Source organism: Scandinavium sp. M-37 (genome assembly GCF_043558715.1).
GTDB classification, from domain to species: domain Bacteria; phylum Pseudomonadota; class Gammaproteobacteria; order Enterobacterales; family Enterobacteriaceae; genus Scandinavium; species Scandinavium vulneris_A.
Genome location: NZ_JBIGIN010000014.1, coordinates 43,709 through 67,848, shown reverse-complemented (window position 1 = coordinate 67,848; position 24,140 = coordinate 43,709). Strand labels below are relative to the sequence as shown.

Sequence of the window (24,140 nt, the reverse complement as noted above, 5' to 3'; positions counted from 1 at the left end):
GAGCGGCGAGTATGTTTAAGCAATACCTGCAAGTTACAAAACCTGGCATCATCTTCGGTAACCTGATCTCGGTGATCGGCGGTTTCCTGCTGGCCTCAAAAGGCAGCATCGACTATCCGCTGTTCGTTTATACCCTGGTCGGCGTGTCGCTGGTCGTTGCGTCCGGTTGTGTGTTTAACAACTACATCGACAGGGATATCGACAGGAAGATGGAACGGACCAAAAATCGGGTGCTGGTTAAAGGCCTGATTTCTCCGAACGTTTCGCTGGTGTATGCCACCTTGTTGGGTATTGCTGGCTTTATGCTCCTGTGGTTTGGTGCAAACCCGCTGGCGTGCTGGCTGGGCGTGATGGGCTTCGTGGTTTATGTTGGCGTTTACAGCCTTTACATGAAGCGCCATTCCGTTTACGGCACGCTGATTGGCTCGCTCTCCGGCGCTGCGCCGCCGGTGATTGGCTACTGCGCGGTAACCGGCAACTTTGACAGCGGCGCGGCTATCCTGCTGGCTATTTTCAGCCTGTGGCAGATGCCGCACTCCTACGCCATCGCGATTTTCCGCTTTAAGGATTATCAGGCGGCTAACATCCCGGTTCTGCCGGTTGTTAAGGGGATTTCCGTTGCCAAACACCACATCACGCTCTACATCATTGCGTTTGCTGTTGCGACCCTGATGCTGTCCCTGGGTGGCTACGCCGGATATAAATATCTGGTGGTGGCCGCTGCGGTCAGCGTTTGGTGGCTCGGCATGGCGCTGCGTGGGTACAAAGTGGCTGACGACAGAGTCTGGGCGCGTAAGCTGTTCGTGTTCTCTATCGTGGCCATTACCTCACTGTCGGTGATGATGTCCGTCGACTTTATGGTGCCAGATTCACACCCTCTGCTGGCTTACGTCTGGTAAGTCATCACGCGGTCAAAAAGGGTGCTTCGGCACCCTTTTTTATTGCCAGAATCAATGCATCTCGATGTAATATTTGTTAAACAACCACTTGTTTACCCTGCCCTTCCCCGGCCTTACACTAAGCGCTGATTTTATCCTGAGGTGGAAATGAACGATTTTAAGATGACGCCAGGCGAATTGCGCGCGACCTGGGGTTTAGGGACCGTATTCTCTCTGCGCATGCTCGGCATGTTTATGGTTCTGCCCGTTCTGACTACTTACGGCATGGCGCTGCAGGGTGCCAGCGAAGCGTTGATTGGACTCGCCATCGGTATTTACGGGCTAGCCCAGGCGGTCTTCCAAATCCCATTCGGCCTGCTGTCAGACCGTATTGGTCGCAAGCCGCTGATTGTCGGCGGATTACTCATTTTTGTGCTCGGCAGCATGATAGCTGCTCTCTCTGATTCTATCTGGGGAATTATTCTCGGCCGCGCGTTACAAGGCTCCGGGGCGATTGCCGCCGCCGTTATGGCGCTGCTCTCTGACCTGACGCGTGAACAAAATCGTACCAAAGCGATGGCGTTTATCGGCGTCAGTTTCGGGGTCACCTTTGCTATCGCAATGGTACTCGGCCCGATAATCACGCATAAGCTTGGCCTGCACGCTCTGTTCTGGATGATCTCCGGCCTGGCGACGCTCGGTATTCTGCTCACCATATGGGTGGTGCCTAACAGCGAAAACCATGTTCTCAACCGCGAATCCGGGATGGTAAAAGGCTGCTTCAGTAAAGTGCTGATGGAGCCGCGTTTGCTGAAGCTCAACTTCGGCATTATGTGTCTGCACATTCTGCTGATGTCGACCTTTGTCGCTCTGCCCGGCCAGCTGGAAGCCGCTGGATTTCCGGCGGCAGAGCACTGGAAACTCTATCTGGTGACCATGCTTATTTCGTTCGTGTCGGTGGTGCCTTTCATCATCTACGCCGAAGTAAAACGCCGCATGAAACGCGTGTTCCTGGTCTGCGTCGCCATTATCCTGATAGCCGAAATCGTCCTCTGGGGATCCGGCGCTTACTTCTGGGAACTGGTGGCGGGTGTGCAGCTGTTCTTCCTCGCCTTTAACCTGATGGAAGCCCTCCTGCCGTCACTTATCAGTAAAGAATCTCCGGCGGGTTATAAAGGCACGGCGATGGGGATTTATTCCACCAGCCAGTTCCTCGGCGTGGCCATCGGTGGCTCACTGGGCGGCTGGCTCGACGGATTCTTTGATTCCCAGACGGTGTTCCTGATGGGCGCACTGCTCGCTACCCTCTGGCTGTTGATTGCCATGACGATGCAAGAACCACCTTACGTCAGCAGCCTGCGGGTGAGCATTCCGGATGATGTCGACGCCGATGAAAACCTGAAAGCGCGCTTGTTGGCAAAAGACGGGGTGAAAGAAGTGCTGGTTGTCGCCACCGAACGCTCTGCCTACGTCAAAATTGACAGTAAAGTGACCAACCGATTTGAGGTGGAACAGACGATCGCCGGGGCATAAAAAAGCGGGGGCAATCCCCGCTTGGTGTCTCACGAAAAACCACCTTCATGCGAGGTGGTTTTTTATTAATCGCGGAAGTTTTTGAACTGGAACGGCTGGCCTAAGTTGCCACCGCGCACCAGCGCCATAACGGCCTGCAGGTCATCGCGCGCTTTACCGGTGACACGAATTTCTTCGCCCTGGATCTGCGCCTGCACCTTCAGTTTGCTGTCTTTAATCAGCTTAACGATTTTCTTCTGAACGGCACTTTCAATGCCGGTTTTCAGCTTTCCTTCGACGAACCAGGTTTTGCCACTGTGGACAAACTCTTCCGGTACTTCGATGGAGTTACCTTCAATGCCGCGCTTGAGCAGCTTGGCGCGCAGGATATCCAGCAGCTGGTTGACCTGGAAATCAGACTCGCTCAGTACTTTGATGGTCTGGTTTTTTTCGTTCAGCTCAATGCTGGCCTCTACGCCGCGGAAGTCGAAACGCGACTCCACTTCACGGGCCGCATTATCGACCGCGTTCTTGGCTTCCTGAAGATCAACTTCAGAGACAATATCGAAAGATGGCATATTTTATTCTCCCTCTCTTTTTGTTGCGATGCATAATACCCGCAACGTCAAAGAACACAACCTGTTATCCCGGTGACTGCGGACGTGCCGTCGGCGCTATAATAGTATCATAACGCCTGATCCCGCAGCAGGTGAGGAGGAACAATGAAGATAACCGTGCTCGGATGCGGTGCCCTGGGACAATTATGGCTGACTGCGCTGTACCGGCAAGGCCATGAAGTCCAGGGCTGGCTACGCGTGCCAGCCCCGTGGTGCAGTGTAAATCTGCAAGAGACAGACGGTAGCGTCTTCAACGAACTGCTGACCGCCAACGATCCTGATTTTCTCGCCAGCAGCGATTTACTGTTGGTGACTTTAAAAGCCTGGCAGGTTTCAACCGCGGTGAAAAATCTTGCGGCGCGTCTGCCCGCTACCTGCCCGATTTTGCTCATTCACAATGGGATGGGCACCCTGGAAGAGTTGCGCTCGCTGAAACAGCCGCTGCTGCTCGGCATGACCATTCAGGCCGCACGCCGCGATGGTAACCTGATTATTCATACCGCTAATGGCACCACTCACATTGGCCCCGCAAACACCCTCGCGCAAGAGTACAGCTTCCTGGCGGATACGCTGCACGCTGCGCTGCCAGATGTCGCCTGGCATAACGATATCAACAACGCCAGCTGGCGTAAGCTGGCGGTGAACTGCGTCATCAACCCGTTGACCGCACTGTACGATTGCCCGAATGGCCAGCTGCGCGAGCATCCAGAAGAAGTGACGCGCATCAGTACGGAAGTGGCGGCGGTGATGCAGCGTGAAGGGCTGCACTCCAGCCCGGAAGATTTAATTAAGTACGTCTGGCAGGTCATCGACAGCACCGCCAACAATATTTCATCGATGTTGCAGGACGTTCGCGCCCAGCGCCAGACGGAAATTGATTACATCAGCGGCTACCTGCTGAAACGGGCCCGCGCCCACGGCATTACCGTGCCGGAGAATGCCCGTCTGTTTGAACAGATTAAACGTAAGGAGAATACGTATGAGCGCATCAGCGCTGGTTTGTCTCGCCCCTGGGAGTGAAGAAATGGAAGCGGTGACCACCATCGATCTGCTGGTTCGCGGCGGGATCAAGGTCACTACCGCCAGCGTCGCCAGCGATGGGGATTTGGTTATCACCTGTTCGCGCGGCGTGAAACTGCTGGCCGATGCGCCGCTGGTAGAGGTCGCCGACGGGGATTATGACGCGATTATTCTGCCCGGTGGTTTGAAAGGAGCCGAATGTTTCCGTGATAGTCCGCTGCTGGTCGAAACGGTCAAACAGTTCCACCGCTCTGGCCGGATCGTGGCCAGCATCTGTGCCGCAGCCGGGACCGTGCTGGTGCCTCACGAGATCTTCCCTATCGGCAATATGACCGGGTTTCCGGGATTAAAAGAGACCATTCCGGACGATCAGTGGCAGGACAAGCGTGTGGTCTGGGATCCACGCGTGAATCTGTTAACCAGCCAGGGACCGGGCACCAGCATCGACTTCGGTTTGAAGCTGATCGACCTGCTGGTGAGCCGTGAAAAAGCCTGGGAAGTCTCTTCCCAATTGGTGATGGCCGCCGGAATTTACAACTACTACGAGTAACCCTTCGTCTTTTTTCGTCGCCACTCCCGTGGCGGCGCTCACACTTCTACGATTAAATTGTCCTCCCCCCAACCCCTCTCGCCCGTAACCCCTTTTATTTCAGCGGATTAGATCTTCACGCCTTAAATCCCTCACCTTGACAGTCAAAATGTTCCATGGAAAACTCATTTGCAACTGGTCTAGTCCAGTTAATAAAAGGAGTCACCCGTGGTTACCTTCATTGAGAGCAAGATCATCCCAATCCTGATCCGGATTGGCGAAAACAAAATTTTGGTCGCGGTGCGTAACGGGATCGCCCTGACGCTACCGTTTACTATCACCGGCAGCTTGTTCCTGATCATCGCTAACTTACCGATCCCCGGCTGGAGTGAATGGTTAGGCCCGTGGGCCGACAAAATCAGCGCCCCGGTGGCCGTCACCTTTGGCGCGATCGGCGTAATTTCCGCCGTGGGCATCAGCTACAACCTGGCAAAAGAGTACAAGCTGAATGCGATAACCTGCAGTGCGGTCACGTTGGTGGTATTTCTGCTGGCGCAATTGAACGACAAATATCAGTTGAACGTCGATAACCTTGGGGCCGCAGGCCTGTTCTCCGCCATCATTCTGGCGGTGCTGACGGTGTATATCATTCGCTGGTTTATCACACATGAGATTGTGATTAAGCTGCCGGACGGCGTTCCCCCCGCGGTGGCGCAATCTTTTGCCAGCCTGATCCCGGCGGCGGTGACAATTACGCTGGTATGGTTTGTCAGAGTGATGCTTGGCTTTGATATCAACCAATTCTTTACCCAGATCCTTAGCCCGCTGGTCAGCGGCCTCGGCTCGCTCCCGGGGATGCTGGTGCTTATCTTCCTGATCTCACTGCTGTGGTGCTGCGGGATACACGGCGATAACGTCCTCTCCGGCATCACCAGCCCGATTTTCCTCAAATACATCGCCGAAAACACTCAGGCGTATTTAAACCACCAGCCCATTCCCCATATTACCGCCGACGGCTTTTACATTGTCTTCATGTGCATCGGCGGCACCGGGGCCACGCTGGGTCTGGTACTGGCAATGCTGCGCTCTCGCAGCAAATTGTATAAATCGGTCGGGAAACTGTCCCTGCCCTCGGCGGTATTTTGCATCAACGAACCGGTCATTTTCGGCTGCCCGATTGTCTTCAACCCGCTGCTGATGATCCCCTTCACCCTGACGCCGATGCTGCTGTGTATTTCCACCTACAGCCTGATGTACTTCGACATTATCGGTCGCCCGGTACTGCAAATTCCGTGGACCATGCCGCCGATCCTCGCCGCCTGGTTTGTGACCGGAGGCAATATTCCGGCGGTGATTTGGTCGCTTTGTACCCTCGTCATTTCCGTGGCTATCTACTTCCCGTTCTTCAAACTGCTTGAACGTCAGCAACTGCAAAAAGAGCAGCACGAAGAACAGAGCCCCCCTGATTCCGTACTGAATACTGATTCCGCATTGTAAAAAGGATACCTGATGAAAAAGCTCAAAATTGTCACCATCGGCGGTGGCTCAAGCTATACCCCGGAACTGATCGACGGTTTTATCAAGCGCTACGATGAACTGCCGGTGACCGACTACTACCTGCTGGATATTGAGGAAGGTAAAGAGAAGCTGGAAATTGTCGGCAAGCTGGCGCAGCGAATGGTGAAAGAAGCCGGGATCCCGATGAACATTCACCTGACGCTCGACCGCGCCGAAGCCTTAAAGGACGCCGATTTTGTGACCACTCAGCTGCGCGTAGGTTTCCTCGATGCACGCATTAACGATGAAAAAATCCCGCTGAAATATGGCGTGCTCGGCCAGGAAACCACCGGTCCCGGCGGCTTTATGAAAGCCCAGCGCACCATTCCGGTACTGATGGATATCTGCCGCGATATGGAAACCTATTGCCCGGATGCCTGGCTGATTAACTTCACTAACCCAGCAGGAATTGTCACCGAAGCCATTACCCGGCATTCGAACATCAAAAGCATCGGCATTTGCAGCGGCGCTAACAGCATGTTGATGGATATCGCTAAAGCTTACGAGGTCGAGAAGAAAGACGTTTACGCCCGCATCATGGGGCTGAACCACCTCATTTTTGCCGATCAGATTTTCATTAAAGGCGAAGACTACACCGATGATTTCATGGAAAAACTGGCGTTGGGCAGCGCCAGCAACTCACTGAAAAACATCCCGGATATCGGCTTCTCCTCGCGCTTTGCTAAAGCCCTGCATATGTACCCAATTTCCTACCTGAAATACTTCTTCCTGACCCGCGAAATGGTCGAGGCCGCCCAGAGCGATGCCCGCACCAAAGGCACCCGTGGGGAACAAACCCGCGAGATTGAACACCGCCTGTTTGAGCTTTATCAGGATGAACATCTTGCCCATAAGCCGAAAGAACTGGAAAAGCGCGGCGGAGCCTGGTACTCCGATACCGCCTGCTCAATCATCAGCTCGATTTATAACGACAAGAAAGAGATCCATGTGGTCAACACCCCGAACAACGGGGCAACGCCGGATCTGCCAGATCATGTCACACTGGAAACCAACGCGGTTATCGACCGTCAGGGCGCGCATCCGCTGGCCTACGGGCGGTTACCGGTCAAAATTCGCGGTCTGATCCAGAGCGTGAAGGCCTATGAAGAACTGGCGGTGGAAGCGGCAATAACCGGCGATTACAGCACCGCCCTGATGGCGCTGACCATTAACCCACTGGTGCCATCCGCTACGCTGGTGGAAAAAATTCTGGATGAATATCTGGAAGTGAATCAACGCTATTTACCGCAATATTCTCCTAATGCTAAGGAACATGCATGAAAACGCATATCTCCGCAGATTACCCGCAGCTGTGTCAGGCAGTGGCGCAAAACGTCATTGACTGTGTGAAGGCCAAACCGCAGGCGCTGATCTGCATCGCTGGCGGTGATACACCGCTTGGCGTCTTTGCCGCCCTGGTCGAGGCGCAAACACAAGGCCACGTGGATTTCTCGCGCACCCAATTCCTCGGTCTGGATGAATGGTTAGGTCTCGGCCGAGCCGATAAAGGCAGCTGTCGTGAAATGGTCTGGCATCATTTCTTCGATAAGCTGACGCTGCGGGAGGAACAAATCTGCTTCTTTGATGGGCTTACCGCTGACCCACACGCCGAATGCCAGCGCGTCGATGCTTATATTGCGCAGCATGGGCCTATTGACTGCATCGTGCTGGGTATCGGCATGAACGGTCATATCGGGTTTAACGAACCTGGCGCGTCGCTGGATAACACCTGCCATGTGATTGACCTCGACGCGGTCACTCAGGCAGTGTCGGTGAAGTATTTCGATACCCCACGCGCGGTGAAACAGGGTATTTCACTGGGGCTGAAAACTATTCTGGCGGCGAAGAACATCGTGGTCATGGCGAGCGGTGAGAGCAAGGCGGCGATTGTCGCGCAGACGGTGAATCATCCAGCGAGTCGCGATATTCCGTCAACACTGGTGAAAACCGTGGCACAGGCGAGTTTGTACGTGGATAACGCGGCGGCAAGCGCGCTGTAGGGCGCGTCGGCTGGCAGGTGCGTGTTGCGCCTGCTAGCGTTCGATACGCAGGTTTTTGACCCGGAAAATATCGGCCCGGTTGTAGCTGATGGAGTAGTTAAACGCCGTTTTATCAGCCAGGCGGGTCACTTCAGTAATTTTCAGCATCGGCTGACCGGGTGTGATATTCAGTAACGGCGCAAGCTCATCATCAAACAGCGCCGCTTCAATAATCGAGTCGGCGTCTTTGATTTTCGTGCCGGTATACTCTTCGATATAGCCGTACAGCGAGCCTTCTTTGAGGATAGTTTCCGGGATAGTCGCAATAACGCGCTGCGGAATATTGCTGTCTTCCACCAGCACCGGATTACCGTCCAGTAAACGAATACGGCGGATAAACCAGATGTCCTCCCCTGCAGCGATTTCCAGGTGCTGCGCTAAGGTGGCATCAGCCTGAATGACGTTGAAGGCCAAAAGCTGGCTGCTGACGTTGACGCGCCCCTGAAATTCGCGGGAAAAACCAAGAATGCTGTCGCTGGTTTCATTATTCAAAAGGTACACGTTGGTGGCGCTGTTTTTCAGCACGAACATCCCTTTGCCGTGAATGCGCTCGATAAACCCTTCCTGCACCAGGTTATCCATCGCTTTCTGCACCGTCACCCGGGTGACACCATACAGGCTCGCCAGCTCGCGTTCGGAGGGAATGCTTTCACCTTTTTTGTAGACGTGATTGAGGATATCGCTCTTGATGCGTTCCTTTATCTCAATGTACTTGTGTATTTTTTGCATGATGACCTCGGACAAATGCCGGGTGGCACGACGCTTACCCGGCCAGCATGTCTGATCCCCTCTCCTTTTTAGGGAGAGGGTTAGGCTGAGGGGATTATTCCGGGCGGTAGACCTTCACGTTGGCGAAGCCCTGCTCGCGCAGATACAGCGCCTGCAGGCGGCTCATCACGCCACGCTCACACCACAGCAGATAGGTTTTGCTCTGGTCGAGATCGCCAAACTGGGTGCTGAGTTTATAGAACGGCAGCGATGCCACTTCCACACCGTCCAGCTTCAGCGGTTTGTCATCCTGCTCGTCGATGGAACGAATATCGAGCACCACGTCAGTGGCGGCAAACTCAGTGACGGTTTCGACTTCAACCACTTCCTGCTGGGTCTGCTGAGCAATTTCGCGGATATCGACATTGTTGGCTTCCGCCACCACTTTGTCGAGGATCGCAAAATCAAAGTTCTGCTCTTCGGCTTCGATTTTCGCCTTCACCGCTTTGACGGTTGGGCTCTTCGAAATCACGCCGCAGTATTCCGGCATGGTGCGAGCAAAATCTTCAGTACCGATTTCACGCGCCAGGTCGATGATGTGCTCTTTATCGTGAGAAATCAGCGGACGCAGGATCAGCGTATCGGAGACGTTGTCGATCAGACGCAGGTTGGTCAGGGTCTGGCTGGACACCTGGCCCAGAGCCTCGCCGGTCACCAGCGCCTGCACGCCGTAGCGTTCTGCTACCTGAGACGCCGCACGCATCATCATGCGCTTGAGCACCACGCCCATCTGACCGTCGTCGACTTTCTCAAGGATTTCGCCGACAACAGGCTCGAAGTTGATCGCCACAAAACGTACCCGGTGCGAACTGCCGAAGCGGTTCCACAGATAATGCGCCACCTGACGAACACCGATTTCATGTGCGGCACCGCCAAGGTTGAAGAAGCAATAATGCACGCGGCAGCCACGACGGATAAGCATGTAGCTGGAGACGCCGGAGTCAAAACCACCGGAGATCAGCGACAGCACATCTTCCTGAGTACCGATTGGGAAACCGCCAATCCCTTCATAGCGACCTTTGACCAGCAGCAGACGGTCGTTATCGATTTCCAGATTCACCGTAACGTCTGGCTTGGTCAGCTTCACGCGCGCGGTTTCGATGTGCTGATTCAGCCCGCCGCCCACGTAGCGCTCAACTTCAATGGAGGAAAAATCGTGCTTACCGCGACGCTTCACACGCACGCAGAACGATTTACCTTCCAGCGTTTCGCGCCACAGCGGCAACGTCTGCTCGAAAATGTCGTGCATAGACGTGAACGGGACGTCTTCCACTTCCAGAATATGGTGGATACCGGGAATACGGGTCAGCGCATCGCGAATAATCGGACGCTGATTTTCGTCTTTGGCACGGACTTCAATGTGATCCCAATGACGAACGACGGCAAGCGTCTCGTCGTACTGCTTTAGAACGTTACGAATATTCCCGGTCAGAATTTTTATAAAGCGCAAACGCACAGATTGGCTTTTGATGGTGATTTCCGGGAACAATTTAATGATAAACTTCATGGCGGCAATGGTTCGTTGGCAAACCCATTCGGGTCTGTAGACAAAAAATACAGCAGCCATGACTTCCCGGCTGCATCCAGGCGCGGAAGTATACCACCATCACGGTGAACCTGCGCGTTACCATTATGCGTTATTTAAACCCGAGCAGGACTTCGCTACCATAGGCAAGTCGCGACATAACAAGAGTCAAACATTCACTATGCCAAAGAAAAATGAAGCGCCAGCCAGTTTCGAAAGCGCACTGACTGAACTTGAGCAGATTGTTTCCCGTCTCGAAAACGGTGACTTGCCGCTGGAAGACGCGCTGAATGAATTTGAGCGCGGCGTGCAGCTGGCGCGTCAGGGCCAGGTGAAGCTGCAACAGGCCGAACAGCGGGTACAGATCCTGCTGGCCGATAACGAAGATGCCCCGCTGACTCCCTTCACGCCGGACGCCGAGTAAAAAATGGATTTCTCGCAACAGTTACAGGCCTGCGTTGAGCGGGCCAATGAAGCGCTGCGTCAGTTCATCGCCCCGCAGCCCTTTCAGAACACTCCGCTGGTTGAAGCCATGCATTATGGTGCACTCTTAGGCGGTAAGCGTCTGCGCCCGTTCCTGGTGTACGCCACAGGGGGCATGTTCAACGTCAGCCTTTCTACGCTGGATGCGCCCGCCGCCGCAGTAGAATGCATTCACGCTTACTCATTAATCCACGACGATCTGCCCGCAATGGATGATGACGATCTGCGTCGTGGTCAGCCGACCTGCCATATTAAATACGGCGAAGCCAATGCGATTCTGGCCGGTGATGCGTTACAAACGCTGGCATTTTCTATACTCAGTGATGCACCGATGCCGGAAGTGGCCGATCGTTTCCGTCTGGCGATGGTATCCGAACTGGCGCAGGCCAGCGGCGTGGCGGGGATGTGCGGCGGTCAGGCTTTAGATTTAGAGGCCGAAGGCAAGCAGGTTGATTTAGCCGCCCTTGAGCGCATTCATCGCCATAAAACCGGGGCGCTGATTCGTTCCGCCGTGCGCCTGGGTGCTTTGAGCGCCGGTGAAAAAGGCATGGCCGCGCTGCCGGTGTTAGATAAATACGCCGAGAGCATCGGTCTCGCATTCCAGGTGCAGGATGACATTCTGGATGTGGTAGGGGATACTGCAACCCTTGGCAAGCGCCAGGGTGCCGATCAGCAACTAGGCAAAAGCACCTATCCTGCCCTACTGGGCCTTGAGCAAGCCCAACGTAAAGCCCGTGATCTGATTGATGACGCCCACCGGTCCTTAACCGTACTGGCCGCGCAGTCTCTGGACACCACGGCACTGGAAGCGCTAGCGAATTACATTATTCAGCGCGATAAATAAGCAATCTCCTCTGAGTCATTCGGGCAACCTGAAGTATGACGAGGAAAACGATGAGTCTCCGATGAGTTTTGATATTGCCAAATACCCGACGCTGGCACTGGTGGAATCCACTCAGGAATTGCGTCTGTTGCCAAAAGAGAGCCTGCCGAAGCTCTGCGACGAACTGCGTCGCTACCTGCTCGACAGCGTGAGCCGCTCCAGCGGACACTTTGCCTCCGGGCTTGGCACGGTGGAACTCACCGTGGCGCTGCATTACGTCTATAACACCCCGTTCGATCAGCTGATCTGGGACGTGGGTCATCAGGCATATCCCCACAAAATTTTGACCGGTCGTCGCGACAGAATTGGCACCATTCGCCAGAAAGGCGGACTGCATCCGTTCCCGTGGCGCGGTGAGAGCGAATTTGATGTGCTGAGCGTCGGCCACTCATCGACCTCTATCTCTGCCGGGATCGGCATTGCGGTGGCGGCGGAAAAAGAAGCCAAACAGCGTCGCACGGTTTGCGTCATTGGCGATGGCGCGATCACCGCCGGTATGGCCTTTGAGGCGATGAACCACGCGGGTGATATCAAGCCCGACATGCTGGTTATCCTGAACGATAACGAAATGTCTATCTCCGAAAACGTCGGCGCGCTGAATAACCATCTGGCGCAGTTGCTGTCCGGCAAGCTTTACTCTTCGCTGCGCGAAGGCGGCAAGAAAGTGTTCTCTGGCGTTCCGCCAATTAAAGAGCTGCTCAAACGCACCGAAGAACACATTAAAGGCATGGTCGTGCCCGGCACGCTGTTCGAGGAACTCGGCTTTAACTACATTGGCCCGGTTGACGGGCACGACGTATTGGGCCTGGTCACGACGCTGAAGAACATGCGCGACCTGAAAGGCCCGCAGTTCCTGCACATCATGACCAAAAAAGGTCGTGGCTATGAGCCAGCGGAAAAAGATCCGATCACCTTCCACGCGGTGCCGAAATTCGACCACACCAGCGGCGTGCTGCCAAAAAGCAGCGGTGGCCTGCCGGGCTATTCGAAAATCTTCGGCGACTGGCTGTGCGAAACCGCAGCCAAAGACAACAAGCTGATGGCGGTCACTCCGGCGATGCGTGAAGGCTCCGGCATGGTCGAGTTTTCGAAGAAATTCCCCGACCAGTATTTCGATGTCGCGATTGCCGAACAGCACGCGGTCACCTTCGCGGCGGGTCTGGCGATTGGCGGTTATAAGCCGGTAGTGGCGATTTATTCGACCTTCCTGCAACGTGCCTACGATCAGGTTATCCACGACGTTGCCATCCAGAAACTGCCGGTGTTGTTCGCCATTGACCGGGCGGGTATCGTTGGTGCCGACGGGCAAACGCACCAGGGCGCATTCGACCTCTCTTATCTGCGTTGCATCCCGGATATGGTCATCATGACCCCAAGCGATGAAAACGAGTGTCGCCAGATGCTGTTCACCGGCTATCACCACACCGACGGCCCAAGTGCGGTGCGCTATCCGCGCGGCACCGGCACCGGCGTTGAGCTGGCTCCGCTGGAAAAACTGCCGTTAGGCAAAGGTATCGTCAAACGTCAGGGTGAGAAAATTGCCATTCTCAACTTCGGCACCCTGCTGGCAGATGCCGCCATCGTGGCAGATAAACTCAACGCCACGCTGGTCGATATGCGCTTTGTGAAACCGCTGGATGAATCGTTGATTCTGGAGATGGCCGCACGCCATGAGGTGTTGGTCACGCTGGAAGAAAACGCCATCATGGGTGGCGCGGGCGGCGGCGTGAATGAAGTGCTGATGGCGCACCGTAAACCGGTGCCAGTGCTGAATATTGGCCTGCCGGACTTCTTTATTCCGCAGGGTACGCAGGAAGAAGCGCGAGCTGACATCGGCCTCGACGCAGCCGGAATCGAAGCCAAAATTAGCGCCTGGCTGGCCTGATCCCTCCCCCCTTTCCGCTCCTGCTATGCTTATTATTATGTTCATCGCAGGAGTGGAACCATGCAATACAATAAATTAGGGACGACCGACCTCAACGTTTCCCGGCTATGCCTCGGGTGCATGACCTTTGGCGAGCCCGATCGCGGAAATCACGCCTGGACGCTTCCGGAAGAGAGCAGTCGCCCTATTATTCAACGCGCGCTGGAAGGCGGGATTAACTTCTTTGATACCGCCAACAGCTATTCCGACGGCAGTAGCGAAGAAATTGTTGGCCGGGCATTGCGTGATTTCGCCCGCCGGGACGAGATTGTGGTTGCCACTAAGGTTTACTATCCATCAGGTGATTTAACCCAGGGGCTATCGCGAGCGCAGATTCTGCGTTCCATCGATGACAGCCTGACACGACTGGGCATGGAATATGTCGACCTGCTGCAAATCCACCGTTGGGATTACGACACGCCGATTGAAGAAACGCTGGAAGCGTTGAATGACGTGGTGAAAGCCGGGAAAGCGCGTTACATCGGCGCATCCTCGATGCATGCCTCACAGTTTGCGCAGGCGCTGGATTTACAGAAACAGCACGGCTGGGCGCGCTTTGTCACCATGCAGGATCACTACAATCTGATTTATCGCGAAGAAGAGCGCGAGATGCTGCCGCTGTGTTATCAGGAAGGCGTGGCGGTTATCCCGTGGAGTCCATTGGCACGTGGTCGTCTGACCCGCCCGTGGGGCGAAACCACCGCTCGCGTGGTGTCTGATGAAGTCGGTAAAACGCTCTACAGCACCACCGACGAAAATGATGCGCAGATTGCCGAGCGGCTGGCGAATATTGCAGAAGAACTGGATGTGACGCGGGCGCAGGTGGCGCTGGCGTGGCTATTAAGTAAACCCGGCGTGGCCGCGCCAATCATTGGCACATCGCGAGAAGAACAGCTGGACGAGTTACTGAACGCGGTGGATATTACGCTCAAGCCTGAGCAGATTGCCGAGCTGGAAACCCCTTATCAACCGCATCCTGTGGTGGGGTTTAAATAGGCACTAAACAGGCACTCAATAGGCACATTTACCCTCACCCCAAAGGGGTGAGGGTTTTATCAAATAATGCCCATCGGCCAGTGATGGCCAATCACATATAGCAACCCGGCAGAAATAATCCCCGCGACGATATCGTCAACCATAATGCCCATCCCGCCGTGCACGTTGCGGTCGAACCAGCGGATTGGCCACGGCTTCCACATATCGAAAATACGGAAAATCACAAATCCGGCGGCGACCCACTGCCAGTCGTTGGTGGGTAACGCCATCAGGGTAATCCACATCCCGACAAACTCATCCCAGACAATGCTGCCGTGATCGTGGGTGCCCATATCTTTCGCCGTTCGGTGGCAGATGTACACCCCGATACAAATGGAGAACATCACCACCAGCGAGTAAAGCTGCCACGGCAGCAGGGTCATCAGATACCAGAATGGGATCGCCGCCAGCGAGCCCATGGTGCCAGGCACAATCGGGCTGAGCCCACTGCCAAATCCAGTCGCCAGCAGATGCCACGGGTTGAGCATATTCAGGCGGCTTTTTGCTACGTCTCTACTGCGCAAAATGGTCGTACCCCTTCCAGTCGAGCGTAACCGGCTTACCGTCACGCTGAAAATGCAGGCCTTCCACGTCGGCGCTGATTTGGCCGATGCAGGTGTAACCCATGCCGAAATTCCCCAGCGCCACATCCAGCGCGCCGCGATTAAGTTCCGGTACGGTGAAACAGAGTTCGTAATCTTCACCGCCGGACAACGCCCAGCGCAGCGCCTTTTCGGGCTCAACGTGACGTTTCATGGCGTCTGAGAATGGCAGTGAATCGAGGTCAATTCTGGCCCCGCATTCGCTGGCGTTCAGAATGTGGCCCAGGTCGGAGATAAGACCGTCGGACAGGTCGATAGCCGAATGCGCCAGATTACGCAGGGCCTGTCCGGCGAGAATACGCGGGGTCGGATTCAGATGACGCTTGACCAGATAGCTGGCATCGGGCTGATTATCGACCTGCAAGCGGTCCTGCAAAATCGCCAGCCCCGCCGCGCTGTCACCCGGCGTGCCAGTGACGTAAATCCAGTCGCCGGGTTTTGCGCCCGAGCGTTTCAGCGCCCGGCCTTCCGGCACCAGGCCATGAATACCCAGCGTCATCGACAGCGGCCCTTTGGTGGTATCACCACCAATCAGCTGCATATCGTAATAATTCAGCTGTTCAAACAGGCTGTCGCTAAAAGCGGCCAGCCAGCTTTCATCGACCGAAGGCAACGTTAACGCCAACGTCAACCACGCCGGATCTGCGCCCATTGCAGCCAAATCGCTTAAATTCACCGCCAGCGCCTTACGGGCTAAATCAGCGGGATCGATATCCGGGAGAAAATGAATGCCGGATACCAGCGTATCGGTGCTGATCGCCAGGGTCTGTTTTTCAGGGATATTGAGCAGTGCGCAGTCGTCACCGATACCGGTTTCAACATCAAGACGGGAGCTTCGAACCCGGTCAAAATAACGGGCTATCAGGGAAAATTCGCCGCATGCCATACGTCATGCCTCAGCAGAGAAAAGAGAAGGCCGGAGAACGCGGGGAAACCGCACTCTCCGGCCTGCAGATTACTTTTTGCGGGGACGGATCGCCGGAGCTGCTTTATCCAGCACGCCGTTAACAAACTTATGGCTGTCTTCGGCACCGAAGGTTTTCGCCAGTTCGATAGCTTCGTTGATGGCCACTTTGTACGGCACATCGTCACGCTTAGCCAGTTCGAACAGGGCAATACGCAGCACGGCTTTCTCTACCTGACCCAGTTCTTCCAGCAGACGGGACAAGTACGGTTTCATCAGGCCGTCGAGATACGCGCTGTTGGTCGCCACTCCGGTCAGCAGTTCACGGAAGTACACGACGTCGACGTCTTTCACGTCCTGTTCCGCCAGGAACTGATATTCAACATCAGAGATGTCGTTTTTGGATAACTGCCAGGAGTAAAGCGCCTGGACAGCACACTCACGGGCGCGGCGACGAGCAGCAGGTTTCACGGATTTCCCCTTACAAAAAATCAGGCCTTGATGGCTTTCAATACATTGATCATTTCAAGCGCGGTCAGTGCAGCTTCTGCACCTTTGTTACCGGCCTTGGTGCCAGCACGTTCGATGGCTTGTTCGATGCTTTCGGTGGTCAGAACCCCAAAAGCGACCGGGATTTCGCTGTCGTGCGCAACCTGCGCCAGACCATTGCTTGCTCCACCGGCCACGTATTCAAAGTGAGCAGTACCGCCACGGATAACGGTGCCGAGTGCCACAACCGCATCGTATTTACCGGTTTTCGCCAGAGCGGCAGCTGCCAGAGGCAGTTCATACGCACCTGGAACCCAAACCACGGTAATGTTTTCATCTTTCATCTGACCGATACGCTTCATAGCGTCAATCGCCCCTTCCAGCAGGCTGTCATTGATGAAGTTGTTGAAACGCGCGATGGTGATGGCGACGCGAGCGTCCGGGGCAGCAACGTTAGCTTCGATAATGTTCATACTTTTCCTTTTGGGATTCGACTTACCCCGAGGGGGGCGGATTTTATCATAATAATTCACGCGCGGCTTCCCTATTTCAGGCTGCCTTACGCCGGGATTAAATGCAAACAGAGATCCGGCCCGACCGGACGTATCTCGCTGAAACTAAATTGGGGCGCATCGGCCAGTTTCTCAAGCCCTGGCAGGACACATAACTCCCGGGCATCGCTGCCTAACAGTTTAGGCGCAACGTAAACAATCAGCTCATCGACCAGCCCCGCCTGCATCAGCGCCCCAGCCAACGTTGGACCGGCCTCCACCCACAGGCTGTTAATCTGCTGTTTGCCCAACTGCATCATCAGCAGGACTAAATCGAGATGACCGTTATGCGCGGGAATTTGCAGACTGCGGACGTTTTCCGGCCATGCACGGGCGTCTTCTTCGCAGCGCGCAAACCAGGTTTCACCCGGCTGCTGCACGATGCGGTGCTCAGGGGTGACGCGGTTTTGCCGGTCGATAACGATGCGGATCGGCTGGCGCAGATTTTCCTGCGGATAGCGCGTCTGCACCTCGGCATTGAGTTCGTCCCAACGCACCGTCAGGGCCGGATTATCAGCCAGCACCGTCGCGTCGGTGGTCAAAATTGCGTGGCTTTCCGCACGTAAACGCTGCACATCGCGGCGTGCCTGCGGGGAAGTAATCCACTGGCTTTCACCACTGGCCATTGCCGTGCGGCCATCCAGCGATGCACCCAGTTTAAGCTGAATATAAGGAAAACCAGTGCGCATCCGCTTGAGGAAGCCTTTATTCAGGGCTTCCGCTTCACTCATCATCAGCCCGTGGCTGACCTCGATGCCTTCCTGTTGCAGACGATACAGCCCGCGCCCCGCCACCTGCGGATTCGGGTCCTGCATGGCAGCGACCACCCGGCTGATGCCTGCAGTAATCAGCGCTTCGCAGCACGGCGGAGTGCGCCCATGATGGCTGCAGGGTTCGAGGGTGACATAGGCGGTCGCCCCTTTGGCTTTCTCGCCCGCCATGCGCAAGGCGTGGACTTCGGCGTGCGGTTCCCCGGCGCGGTAATGGGCGCCTTCCCCGACGATTTCGCCGTCTTTCACAATCACGCAGCCGACGCGCGGATTCGGATGGGTGGTAAACCGCCCCTCAGCCGCCAGTTTTAGCGCGCGCGCCATGTACATTTCGTCGTGCATCGATCAGTCCTGTAAGCGGGCGATTTCTTCGCCAAACTCTTTAATGTCTTCGAAGCTGCGATAGACGGAAGCAAAGCGGATATAGGCCACTTTATCGAGTTTTTTGAGCTGCTCCATCACCAGGTTGCCAATTTGTTTGCTCGGCACTTCGCGTTCGCCGGTAGCGCGCAGCTGCGATTTAATATGATTCACCGCCATTTCGACGTCATCAGAACTGACCGGGCGCTTTTCCAGCGCTTTCTGTAAACCGCTGCGCAATTTGTCTTCATTAAAAGGTTCGCGGACATCGTTGCTTTTCACCACCCGCGGCATCACCAGTTCTGCCACTTCAAAAGTGGTAAAACGTTCGTTACACACCAGGCACTGACGGCGGCGGCGTACAGAGGAGCCTTCCCCGACCAGACGGGAGTCGATCACTTTGGTATCTACGGCTAAACAAAATGGGCAATGCATGGCGCGTCCTGACGATGAATAATCACATTTTCCTATTTTACCACGAGCCACCCGGCTGCGTCATTTTGAGACAAAGCCCCGATGGCAACCCGAACGATACTGCTACCATTACTCTCGACAGAATACCGTAAGGAACCCTAACGATGACACGACGTTTACTTCGACTTCTGGCGCTGGGAAGCCTGTTTACCCTGAGCGCCTGTGCACAGCAGCGAGAAGTTCACCAGATGCAGCAGAGCGTCAGCGCGCTGAATCAGGATATGACCAAGCTTAATCAGGAAACGGTAAAAATTACCCAGCAAAACGCACTGAATGCCAAATCGGCCAGCGGCGTTTACCTGTTACCGGGCTCCAATACTCCGGCGCGACTGGAAAGCCAGATTGGCACCCTGCGGATGTCGCTGATGAATATCGCGCAAAATGCTGACGGCATGCGTGCTACGCTGCGTATTCAAGGCGAATCGAACGATCCGCTCCCGGCGTTTAGTGGCACCGTAGAATGGGGTCTGATTCAGGGCACTACCGACAGCTATCAGGAAGTGAACGTCAAAAATCAGCTGATTAATGCCCCGGCCAGCCTTCTTGCCCCGAGCGATGTGGATATTCCGCTTCAGTTGAGCGGCAGCGATCCGAAACAACCGGTCTTTGTTCGCGTCCATGACATTCAGCCTGTGAATACGCCGTAACCCATTGTGGCCGGATAGCGTCTGTTATCCGGTTCTTTCTTCTTCTTTACTCACCCTTCGACACCGGCAGCAATCCTTTCTGTTTTTCAGAAAACCCTGGAAACATCCGCGATAATCCGTACAATTCCCGCCGTCAAAGTACGCAAACGTGAACGCAATCGATTACGTACTTGAGAGAATTGTGAAACACCACATATTTTTGTGAGCAATGATTCTTATAATAGGCCTCGCAGAAAACAGTTACATTTAGAAACGCCCCAGCGTTTTTTTTCACTCCCCGAAAGGGATTTCAAAAAGTGGCATTATTATGAAAAAAACATTACTTGCAGCCGGTGCAGTGCTCGCGCTTTCCACGTCTTTCACGGCAGGTGCAGCTGAAAACAACAGCAAACCAGAGTATGTCTCTGACTGGTGGCACCAGAGCGTCAACGTGGTAGGCAGCTACCACACCCGTTTTGGACCGAAAATCAATAATGACGTTTACCTGGAATATGAAGCGTTTGCCAAGAAAGATTGGTTCGACTTCTACGGCTATATCGATATCCCAAAAACCTTCGGTGCGGGTAATGGTAACGACACCGGTATCTGGGATGACGGTTCACGCATGTTTATGGAAATTGAGCCACGTTTTTCCATTGATAAGCTGACCGGCACCAGCCTGGCCTTCGGTCCGTTCAAAGAGTGGTACTTCGCGAACAACTACATCTATGACATGGGCGCGCACGGCAACGATGCCAGCAAGCAAAGCACCTGGTACATGGGTCTGGGTACCGATATTGATACCGGTCTGCCGATGAGTCTGTCTCTGAACGTGTATGCCAAATACCAGTGGCAGAACTACGGTGCTGCGAACGAAAACGAGTGGGACGGTTACCGCTTCAAGGTGAAATACTTTGTGCCGATCACCCAACTGTGGGGCGGCCAGCTGAGCTATATCGGCTTCACCAACTTTGACTGGGGTTCAGATCTCGGCAACGAAGATTTCCGCGACCTGAATGGTAAGAAAGCGCGTACCAATAACTCCATCGCGTCCAGCCACATCCTGGCGCTGAACTACGATCACTGGCACTACTCGGTAGTCGCACGTTACTGGCACAACGGTGGCCAGTGGAATGACGACGCAAGCCTGAACTTCGGCGACGGCGACTTCAGCGTTCGTTCTACTGGCTGGGGTGGTTATCTGGTTGTGGGTTACAACTTCTGATGCTGAAAGCCCGGCAGCGCTTGCTTGCCGGGCCTACGTTCGAGTTTATGCTCTGCCATAGGCCCCGTTGTAGACCCGGTAAGCCGTTAGCGCCACCGGGCGTTACATACAGCTGAGCGCCCGAGTGGGGTCCAGCAGCCAAGGCCGCAGATATCCCACGGTATTGGAAAACGGCAGCACGCATTCCGGCAAGCGAATGCCCACTTCACGTTCAATAAACGCCCTTCTCGCCTGAACTCGTGCCCACAGTTGCGGATAATCAGCAGCAAGTTGTGCTCGCAACGCCTCATCCGCCAGCGCTACCGTATCTTCGATGCTCGCTCCACCGTAGCCGGGTCGGGAAGGAATGATATCAATTTGCAGCAGCATCCCGCTGGCAAGTGGGATAGCGGAATCGGCTGACACCGGGGAGCACAGCCACTCTTCATCCGCCACCAGATGCCCCGGATTCAGATGCCAGTGATAGTCCACCTTCGGTAACACATTTTCGATTAGCTGATACAGCTCGCCGCCGGTCATTCCCGGGCGAATGTTTTCCAGCCACGCCACCACCGCTCGAAAATAGGGAATAGCCACTATCTCAAGATAATCGCTGACCGCGTCGGGTAACTGTGCCGCAGATTCAACCACGTAAGCGCCCCGGCTGCTCAGCCCACCTTTATAACTGGTGGTCAGTGAAAATTTATCCCCCAGCTGCACCGTTTTATCTCCGGGGTAAAGATTCGCATGGGCGAAACGCTCCCCGGTGGCGGCAATCATCACCACGTTATTCGGCTGACCGTCGGCCGCCAGCAGGCTGGCAATCTGCTTTTCCGTTTTGCCCGGCGCAACGGCATTCAGTGCGCGGAGAATAGCCGTCGACGCCAGATTGGCCCCGTATTCATAATGCGCCAGTTCATTGGCATTATTGATAACGCGTGCGCCAGAAGCCGGAGAGATAAACACCCCAGTCGCATTGCGCAACTCGGCCCCCGGGGCCGCATCACGGATAGCGTCGACGATAAACGACGGGATGTCGAACATCTGCCGGGGGTTGTCGTTCACGCCGGTAAACAGCTTCCAGCCCGCCAGGCCGAGGGTTTTTCCGCCCGTGATGCCAGCCGCCTGCAAGATTTCGGGCAGTGATTGGGTGTTATCCATTGGCTGATTGGGTAACGAGAACCACGGCGCGTGCAGCACCCGGTTTTTCAGTCGCGCATGCGGCGCCAGTTTGAGGTTTTCATTGCCGAGCACCAGTCCCGCCTCGCCGTCGTGATGCAACACCAGCAGCGCTTCTTCAAAGCGGGGAATAAACCCGGTCAGATACTCGAAATTCCCGCCATGCTCTTTATCGGCATACACAATCAGGGTGTCGATACCCTGCTGGCGCATCCGTTCCAGCACCCGCGCTTCGCGCGCGACAAGCGTGGCATCAGTCAGCGTGACCGAAGGAATATCCGTCCAGCACGGCGGTGGGGGCATCGTTTTGAGTGAGACGGCTTGCGGGGTTGTCATTTCTGTAGTGTCCTTTAAACAGAGTGTCCGTTCACCCTACCGGAAATGCGGGAATTTGGCAGAACAAAATCCCGGGAATGTGCGCTTAACGCTCACCTCTGGTCTCGCAGCGCACTTTACGCAGAAAATCATTAAGAGAACGATCGGCGCGTTCGCTGAACCGTCGCCCGACAAGCGTCACCGTCAGGCAGCGGTCGAGACGAAAGCTACGGTAATCTTCCCGCCTCACCTTCCACCGGCACACCGGACAACGACAAATCCTGAATGTCTCGATAAATAGTCCTCGGCGAAACGCCTAGCCGCTCGGCCAATAGCGCCGCCGTCGTTAACCGCCTGCCACGCAGGATTTGCACTATCTGAAATAAACGATCGGCCCGCCGGGACATAGTCACTCCGTTAGCTTACGCCTCAGGCTGATGCAGCCCAATACGATTGCCTTCACTGTCAGTAAATAACGCGATGGTGCCAATCCCCTTCGGCAGCAACAGCGGACCAAATACACATTCTCCGCCCGCCGCTGTCACACGCGCCAGCGTCGCCGTTAAGTCCAGCGTATTGAGGTAAATAATACAACCTTCTGCAGAGGGTGAAAAATGGTCAAATTTCACCAGCGCCCCGCCGGTCGCCGTTTCTTGGTGAGGGAAAATTGCCATTTCAGCGCCTTCCATTTTTTCATGGCGCAGCGATACCTGCATCACCGATTCATAAAATGCGGTGGCGCGGGTCAGGTCAGAGACAGGAATTTCAAACCAGTTAATGATATTCATAAAACCTCCAGTGCTCATGATTGAGTTCACGGAGATCTTAGATCAGGGCTACTGACAACGTGCTGTCAGTAATAAACGCAAAAAAAAACCGCAGCACCAGGGCTGCGGTCTTTATGACGCTAAACGTCTTACGGCAGAATCGAAGGCTGGTCGGCGCCCTCTTTCTCAACTTTCTGCTGGATCAGGTGTTCGCGTTTCATCCCAAGCTTCAGCGCCAGCGCGGACGCTACGTAGATGGACGAGGCGGTACCGATGGAAACACCGATCAGCATCGTCAGCGAGAAGCCTTTCAGCATCGCGCCACCGAACAGGAACAGCATCAGGATAACCATCAAAGTGGTGCCTGAGGTGATCAACGTACGGTGCAGCGTCTGGGTCAGGGAGACGTTAAAGATTTCGTAAGGCGTACCGCGACGAATTTTGCGGAAGTTTTCACGAATACGGTCCGAGACCACGATGCTGTCGTTCAGCGAGTAACCAATAACCGACATCAGCGACGCAACGATAGTCAGGTCAACCTCAATCTGGAACAGCGACAGAATGCCCATGGTAATCACCACGTCGTGCGCCAGCGAGATAACCACACCCGCCGCCAGTCGCCATTCGAAGCGGAAACCGACGTACACGAGGATCGAAATCAGCGCCACCAGCAGCGCCATTGCGCCATTGGTCGCCAGGTCTGCACCCACGCTCGGACCGACAAACTCAATACGCTTAACCGCAGCGTGCTGGTTGGTGGTCTCGTTGATGACGCTCAGCACCTTGCTGCCCAGTTCCTGACCGCCGGTTTCCCCTTTGGCCGGTGGCATACGCACCATGATGTCGCGGCTGCTACCGAAGTTCTGCAACAGCGGATCGGCGAAGCCTGCTTTTTCCAGTGCGTCACGCATCTGGTCCATGTCGGCCGGTTTTTCGAGGCTGATTTCAATGACGGTACCGCCGGTGAAATCCAGGCCCCAGTTAAAACCACGGACGCCGATGATGATGATGGATGCCACCAACAGCAGGCCTGAAATGCCAAAGGCCCAGTAGTCCCAGCGCATAAAGTCATGGACTTTACGGCCGTGGTTTAATTGTTCAACAGTATATTCCTGTGCCACAACGCACT

General features: G+C 55.0%; 26 protein-coding genes and 1 pseudogene. 13 read left to right on the top strand and 14 right to left on the bottom strand.

Annotation, left to right across the window (positions count from 1 at the left end):
- Positions 1-11 precede the first annotated feature (11 nt).
- Entirely contained in the window at positions 12-899 is an 888-nt protein-coding gene (cyoE, locus tag ACG0Z5_RS12090) for a heme o synthase (protein ID WP_319626699.1), read from the top strand.
- A 147-nt stretch (positions 900-1,046) separates the two neighbouring features.
- Positions 1,047-2,411, top strand: coding sequence for an MFS transporter (locus ACG0Z5_RS12085; RefSeq protein ID WP_394447644.1), 1,365 nt, complete (start codon positions 1,047-1,049; stop codon positions 2,409-2,411).
- Positions 2,412-2,476: 65 nt separating this feature from the next.
- Here the strand turns inward: ACG0Z5_RS12085 and ACG0Z5_RS12080 are convergent, their stop codons facing one another.
- Positions 2,477-2,968, bottom strand: coding sequence for a YajQ family cyclic di-GMP-binding protein (locus ACG0Z5_RS12080; protein WP_319626697.1), 492 nt, complete (start codon positions 2,966-2,968; stop codon positions 2,477-2,479).
- Between the two features lie 144 nt (positions 2,969-3,112).
- On the opposite strand from ACG0Z5_RS12080, the gene panE reads away from it, so the two are divergent.
- From panE to ACG0Z5_RS12055, 5 genes are all read left to right on the top strand, one after another.
- Positions 3,113-4,027, top strand: a complete 915-nt coding sequence (gene panE, locus ACG0Z5_RS12075) for a 2-dehydropantoate 2-reductase (RefSeq protein WP_394447642.1) — start codon at positions 3,113-3,115, stop codon at positions 4,025-4,027.
- A complete protein-coding gene (yajL, locus tag ACG0Z5_RS12070) occupies positions 3,987-4,577 on the top strand; it encodes a protein deglycase YajL (RefSeq protein ID WP_394447640.1) in 591 nt (196 codons plus the stop codon). The genes panE and yajL overlap by 41 nt, the downstream gene beginning before the upstream one ends.
- Positions 4,578-4,784: 207 nt before the next feature.
- Positions 4,785-6,053 carry a PTS sugar transporter subunit IIC gene (locus ACG0Z5_RS12065; protein ID WP_394447638.1) on the top strand — a complete coding sequence of 423 codons (1,269 nt, stop codon included), beginning with the start codon at positions 4,785-4,787 and terminating at the stop codon, positions 6,051-6,053.
- A 12-nt stretch (positions 6,054-6,065) separates the two neighbouring features.
- Positions 6,066-7,394 (top strand): 6-phospho-beta-glucosidase, encoded by a 1,329-nt coding sequence (locus tag ACG0Z5_RS12060; protein WP_394447636.1) that lies wholly within the window; start codon positions 6,066-6,068, stop codon positions 7,392-7,394.
- Complete coding sequence (locus ACG0Z5_RS12055) at positions 7,391-8,113, top strand: glucosamine-6-phosphate deaminase (RefSeq protein ID WP_394447634.1); 723 nt, start codon at positions 7,391-7,393, stop codon at positions 8,111-8,113. The genes ACG0Z5_RS12060 and ACG0Z5_RS12055 overlap by 4 nt, the downstream gene beginning before the upstream one ends.
- Before the next feature lie 33 nt (positions 8,114-8,146).
- Here ACG0Z5_RS12055 and ACG0Z5_RS12050 read toward each other — a convergent pair whose 3' ends face one another.
- Both ACG0Z5_RS12050 and thiI read right to left on the bottom strand, forming a co-directional pair.
- A complete protein-coding gene (locus tag ACG0Z5_RS12050) occupies positions 8,147-8,881 on the bottom strand; it encodes a GntR family transcriptional regulator (protein ID WP_394447632.1) in 735 nt (244 codons plus the stop codon).
- 94 nt (positions 8,882-8,975) lie between these two features.
- A complete protein-coding gene (thiI, locus tag ACG0Z5_RS12045; protein WP_394447738.1) occupies positions 8,976-10,427 on the bottom strand; it encodes a tRNA uracil 4-sulfurtransferase ThiI in 1,452 nt (483 codons plus the stop codon).
- 199 nt (positions 10,428-10,626) lie between these two features.
- On the opposite strand from thiI, the gene xseB reads away from it, so the two are divergent.
- The 4 genes from xseB (at position 10,627) to ACG0Z5_RS12025 (ending at position 14,731) form a co-directional block, all read left to right on the top strand.
- Entirely contained in the window at positions 10,627-10,869 is a 243-nt protein-coding gene (gene xseB, locus ACG0Z5_RS12040) for an exodeoxyribonuclease VII small subunit (protein WP_319626690.1), read from the top strand.
- A 3-nt stretch (positions 10,870-10,872) separates the two neighbouring features.
- The gene (gene ispA, locus ACG0Z5_RS12035) at positions 10,873-11,772 is read left to right on the top strand and encodes a (2E,6E)-farnesyl diphosphate synthase (RefSeq protein ID WP_394447630.1); all 900 of its coding nucleotides are present in this window, start codon (positions 10,873-10,875) and stop codon (positions 11,770-11,772) included.
- Positions 11,773-11,833: 61 nt separating this feature from the next.
- Complete coding sequence (gene dxs, locus ACG0Z5_RS12030; RefSeq protein WP_394447628.1) at positions 11,834-13,696, top strand: 1-deoxy-D-xylulose-5-phosphate synthase; 1,863 nt, start codon at positions 11,834-11,836, stop codon at positions 13,694-13,696.
- 60 nt (positions 13,697-13,756) lie between these two features.
- A complete protein-coding gene (locus ACG0Z5_RS12025; RefSeq protein ID WP_394447626.1) occupies positions 13,757-14,731 on the top strand; it encodes an aldo/keto reductase in 975 nt (324 codons plus the stop codon).
- Between the two features lie 59 nt (positions 14,732-14,790).
- Here the strand turns inward: ACG0Z5_RS12025 and pgpA are convergent, their stop codons facing one another.
- The 6 genes from pgpA to nrdR form a co-directional block, all read right to left on the bottom strand.
- On the bottom strand, positions 14,791-15,294 hold the full coding sequence (gene pgpA / locus ACG0Z5_RS12020; RefSeq protein WP_394447624.1) for a phosphatidylglycerophosphatase A: 504 nt from the start codon (positions 15,292-15,294) through the stop codon (positions 14,791-14,793).
- The gene (thiL, locus tag ACG0Z5_RS12015; RefSeq protein ID WP_394447622.1) at positions 15,284-16,258 is read right to left on the bottom strand and encodes a thiamine-phosphate kinase; all 975 of its coding nucleotides are present in this window, start codon (positions 16,256-16,258) and stop codon (positions 15,284-15,286) included. Before thiL ends, pgpA begins: the two co-directional genes overlap by 11 nt.
- Positions 16,259-16,327: 69 nt before the next feature.
- The gene (gene nusB / locus ACG0Z5_RS12010; RefSeq protein ID WP_110511508.1) at positions 16,328-16,747 is read right to left on the bottom strand and encodes a transcription antitermination factor NusB; all 420 of its coding nucleotides are present in this window, start codon (positions 16,745-16,747) and stop codon (positions 16,328-16,330) included.
- A 20-nt stretch (positions 16,748-16,767) separates the two neighbouring features.
- Positions 16,768-17,238 (bottom strand): 6,7-dimethyl-8-ribityllumazine synthase, encoded by a 471-nt coding sequence (ribE, locus tag ACG0Z5_RS12005; RefSeq protein ID WP_110511509.1) that lies wholly within the window; start codon positions 17,236-17,238, stop codon positions 16,768-16,770.
- 86 nt (positions 17,239-17,324) lie between these two features.
- Positions 17,325-18,428, bottom strand: a complete 1,104-nt coding sequence (gene ribD, locus ACG0Z5_RS12000; protein ID WP_394447620.1) for a bifunctional diaminohydroxyphosphoribosylaminopyrimidine deaminase/5-amino-6-(5-phosphoribosylamino)uracil reductase RibD — start codon at positions 18,426-18,428, stop codon at positions 17,325-17,327.
- 3 nt (positions 18,429-18,431) lie between these two features.
- Positions 18,432-18,881, bottom strand: a complete 450-nt coding sequence (nrdR, locus tag ACG0Z5_RS11995) for a transcriptional regulator NrdR (protein ID WP_110511511.1) — start codon at positions 18,879-18,881, stop codon at positions 18,432-18,434.
- Between the two features lie 143 nt (positions 18,882-19,024).
- On the opposite strand from nrdR, the gene ACG0Z5_RS11990 reads away from it, so the two are divergent.
- Positions 19,025-19,567, top strand: a complete 543-nt coding sequence (locus ACG0Z5_RS11990; RefSeq protein WP_394447618.1) for a DUF3251 domain-containing protein — start codon at positions 19,025-19,027, stop codon at positions 19,565-19,567.
- Between the two features lie 307 nt (positions 19,568-19,874).
- On the top strand, positions 19,875-20,771 hold the full coding sequence (locus ACG0Z5_RS11985; protein ID WP_394447617.1) for a nucleoside-specific channel-forming protein Tsx: 897 nt from the start codon (positions 19,875-19,877) through the stop codon (positions 20,769-20,771).
- 102 nt (positions 20,772-20,873) lie between these two features.
- Here the strand turns inward: ACG0Z5_RS11985 and ACG0Z5_RS11980 are convergent, their stop codons facing one another.
- From ACG0Z5_RS11980 to secF, 5 genes and pseudogenes are all read right to left on the bottom strand, one after another.
- The gene (locus tag ACG0Z5_RS11980; protein WP_394447615.1) at positions 20,874-22,265 is read right to left on the bottom strand and encodes a M24 family metallopeptidase; all 1,392 of its coding nucleotides are present in this window, start codon (positions 22,263-22,265) and stop codon (positions 20,874-20,876) included.
- A gap of 85 nt (positions 22,266-22,350) precedes the next feature.
- A complete protein-coding gene (locus ACG0Z5_RS11975) occupies positions 22,351-22,494 on the bottom strand; it encodes a hypothetical protein (protein ID WP_394447742.1) in 144 nt (47 codons plus the stop codon).
- A pseudogene (locus tag ACG0Z5_RS11970) lies at positions 22,484-22,651 on the bottom strand (helix-turn-helix transcriptional regulator); the annotation flags it as partial. The pseudogene ACG0Z5_RS11970 and the gene ACG0Z5_RS11975, both read right to left, overlap by 11 nt.
- Positions 22,652-22,666: 15 nt before the next feature.
- Entirely contained in the window at positions 22,667-23,032 is a 366-nt protein-coding gene (locus tag ACG0Z5_RS11965) for a VOC family protein (protein WP_394447614.1), read from the bottom strand.
- A gap of 128 nt (positions 23,033-23,160) precedes the next feature.
- The gene (gene secF, locus ACG0Z5_RS11960; RefSeq protein ID WP_394447612.1) at positions 23,161-24,132 is read right to left on the bottom strand and encodes a protein translocase subunit SecF; all 972 of its coding nucleotides are present in this window, start codon (positions 24,130-24,132) and stop codon (positions 23,161-23,163) included.
- Between the last annotated feature and the right edge of the window lie 8 nt (positions 24,133-24,140).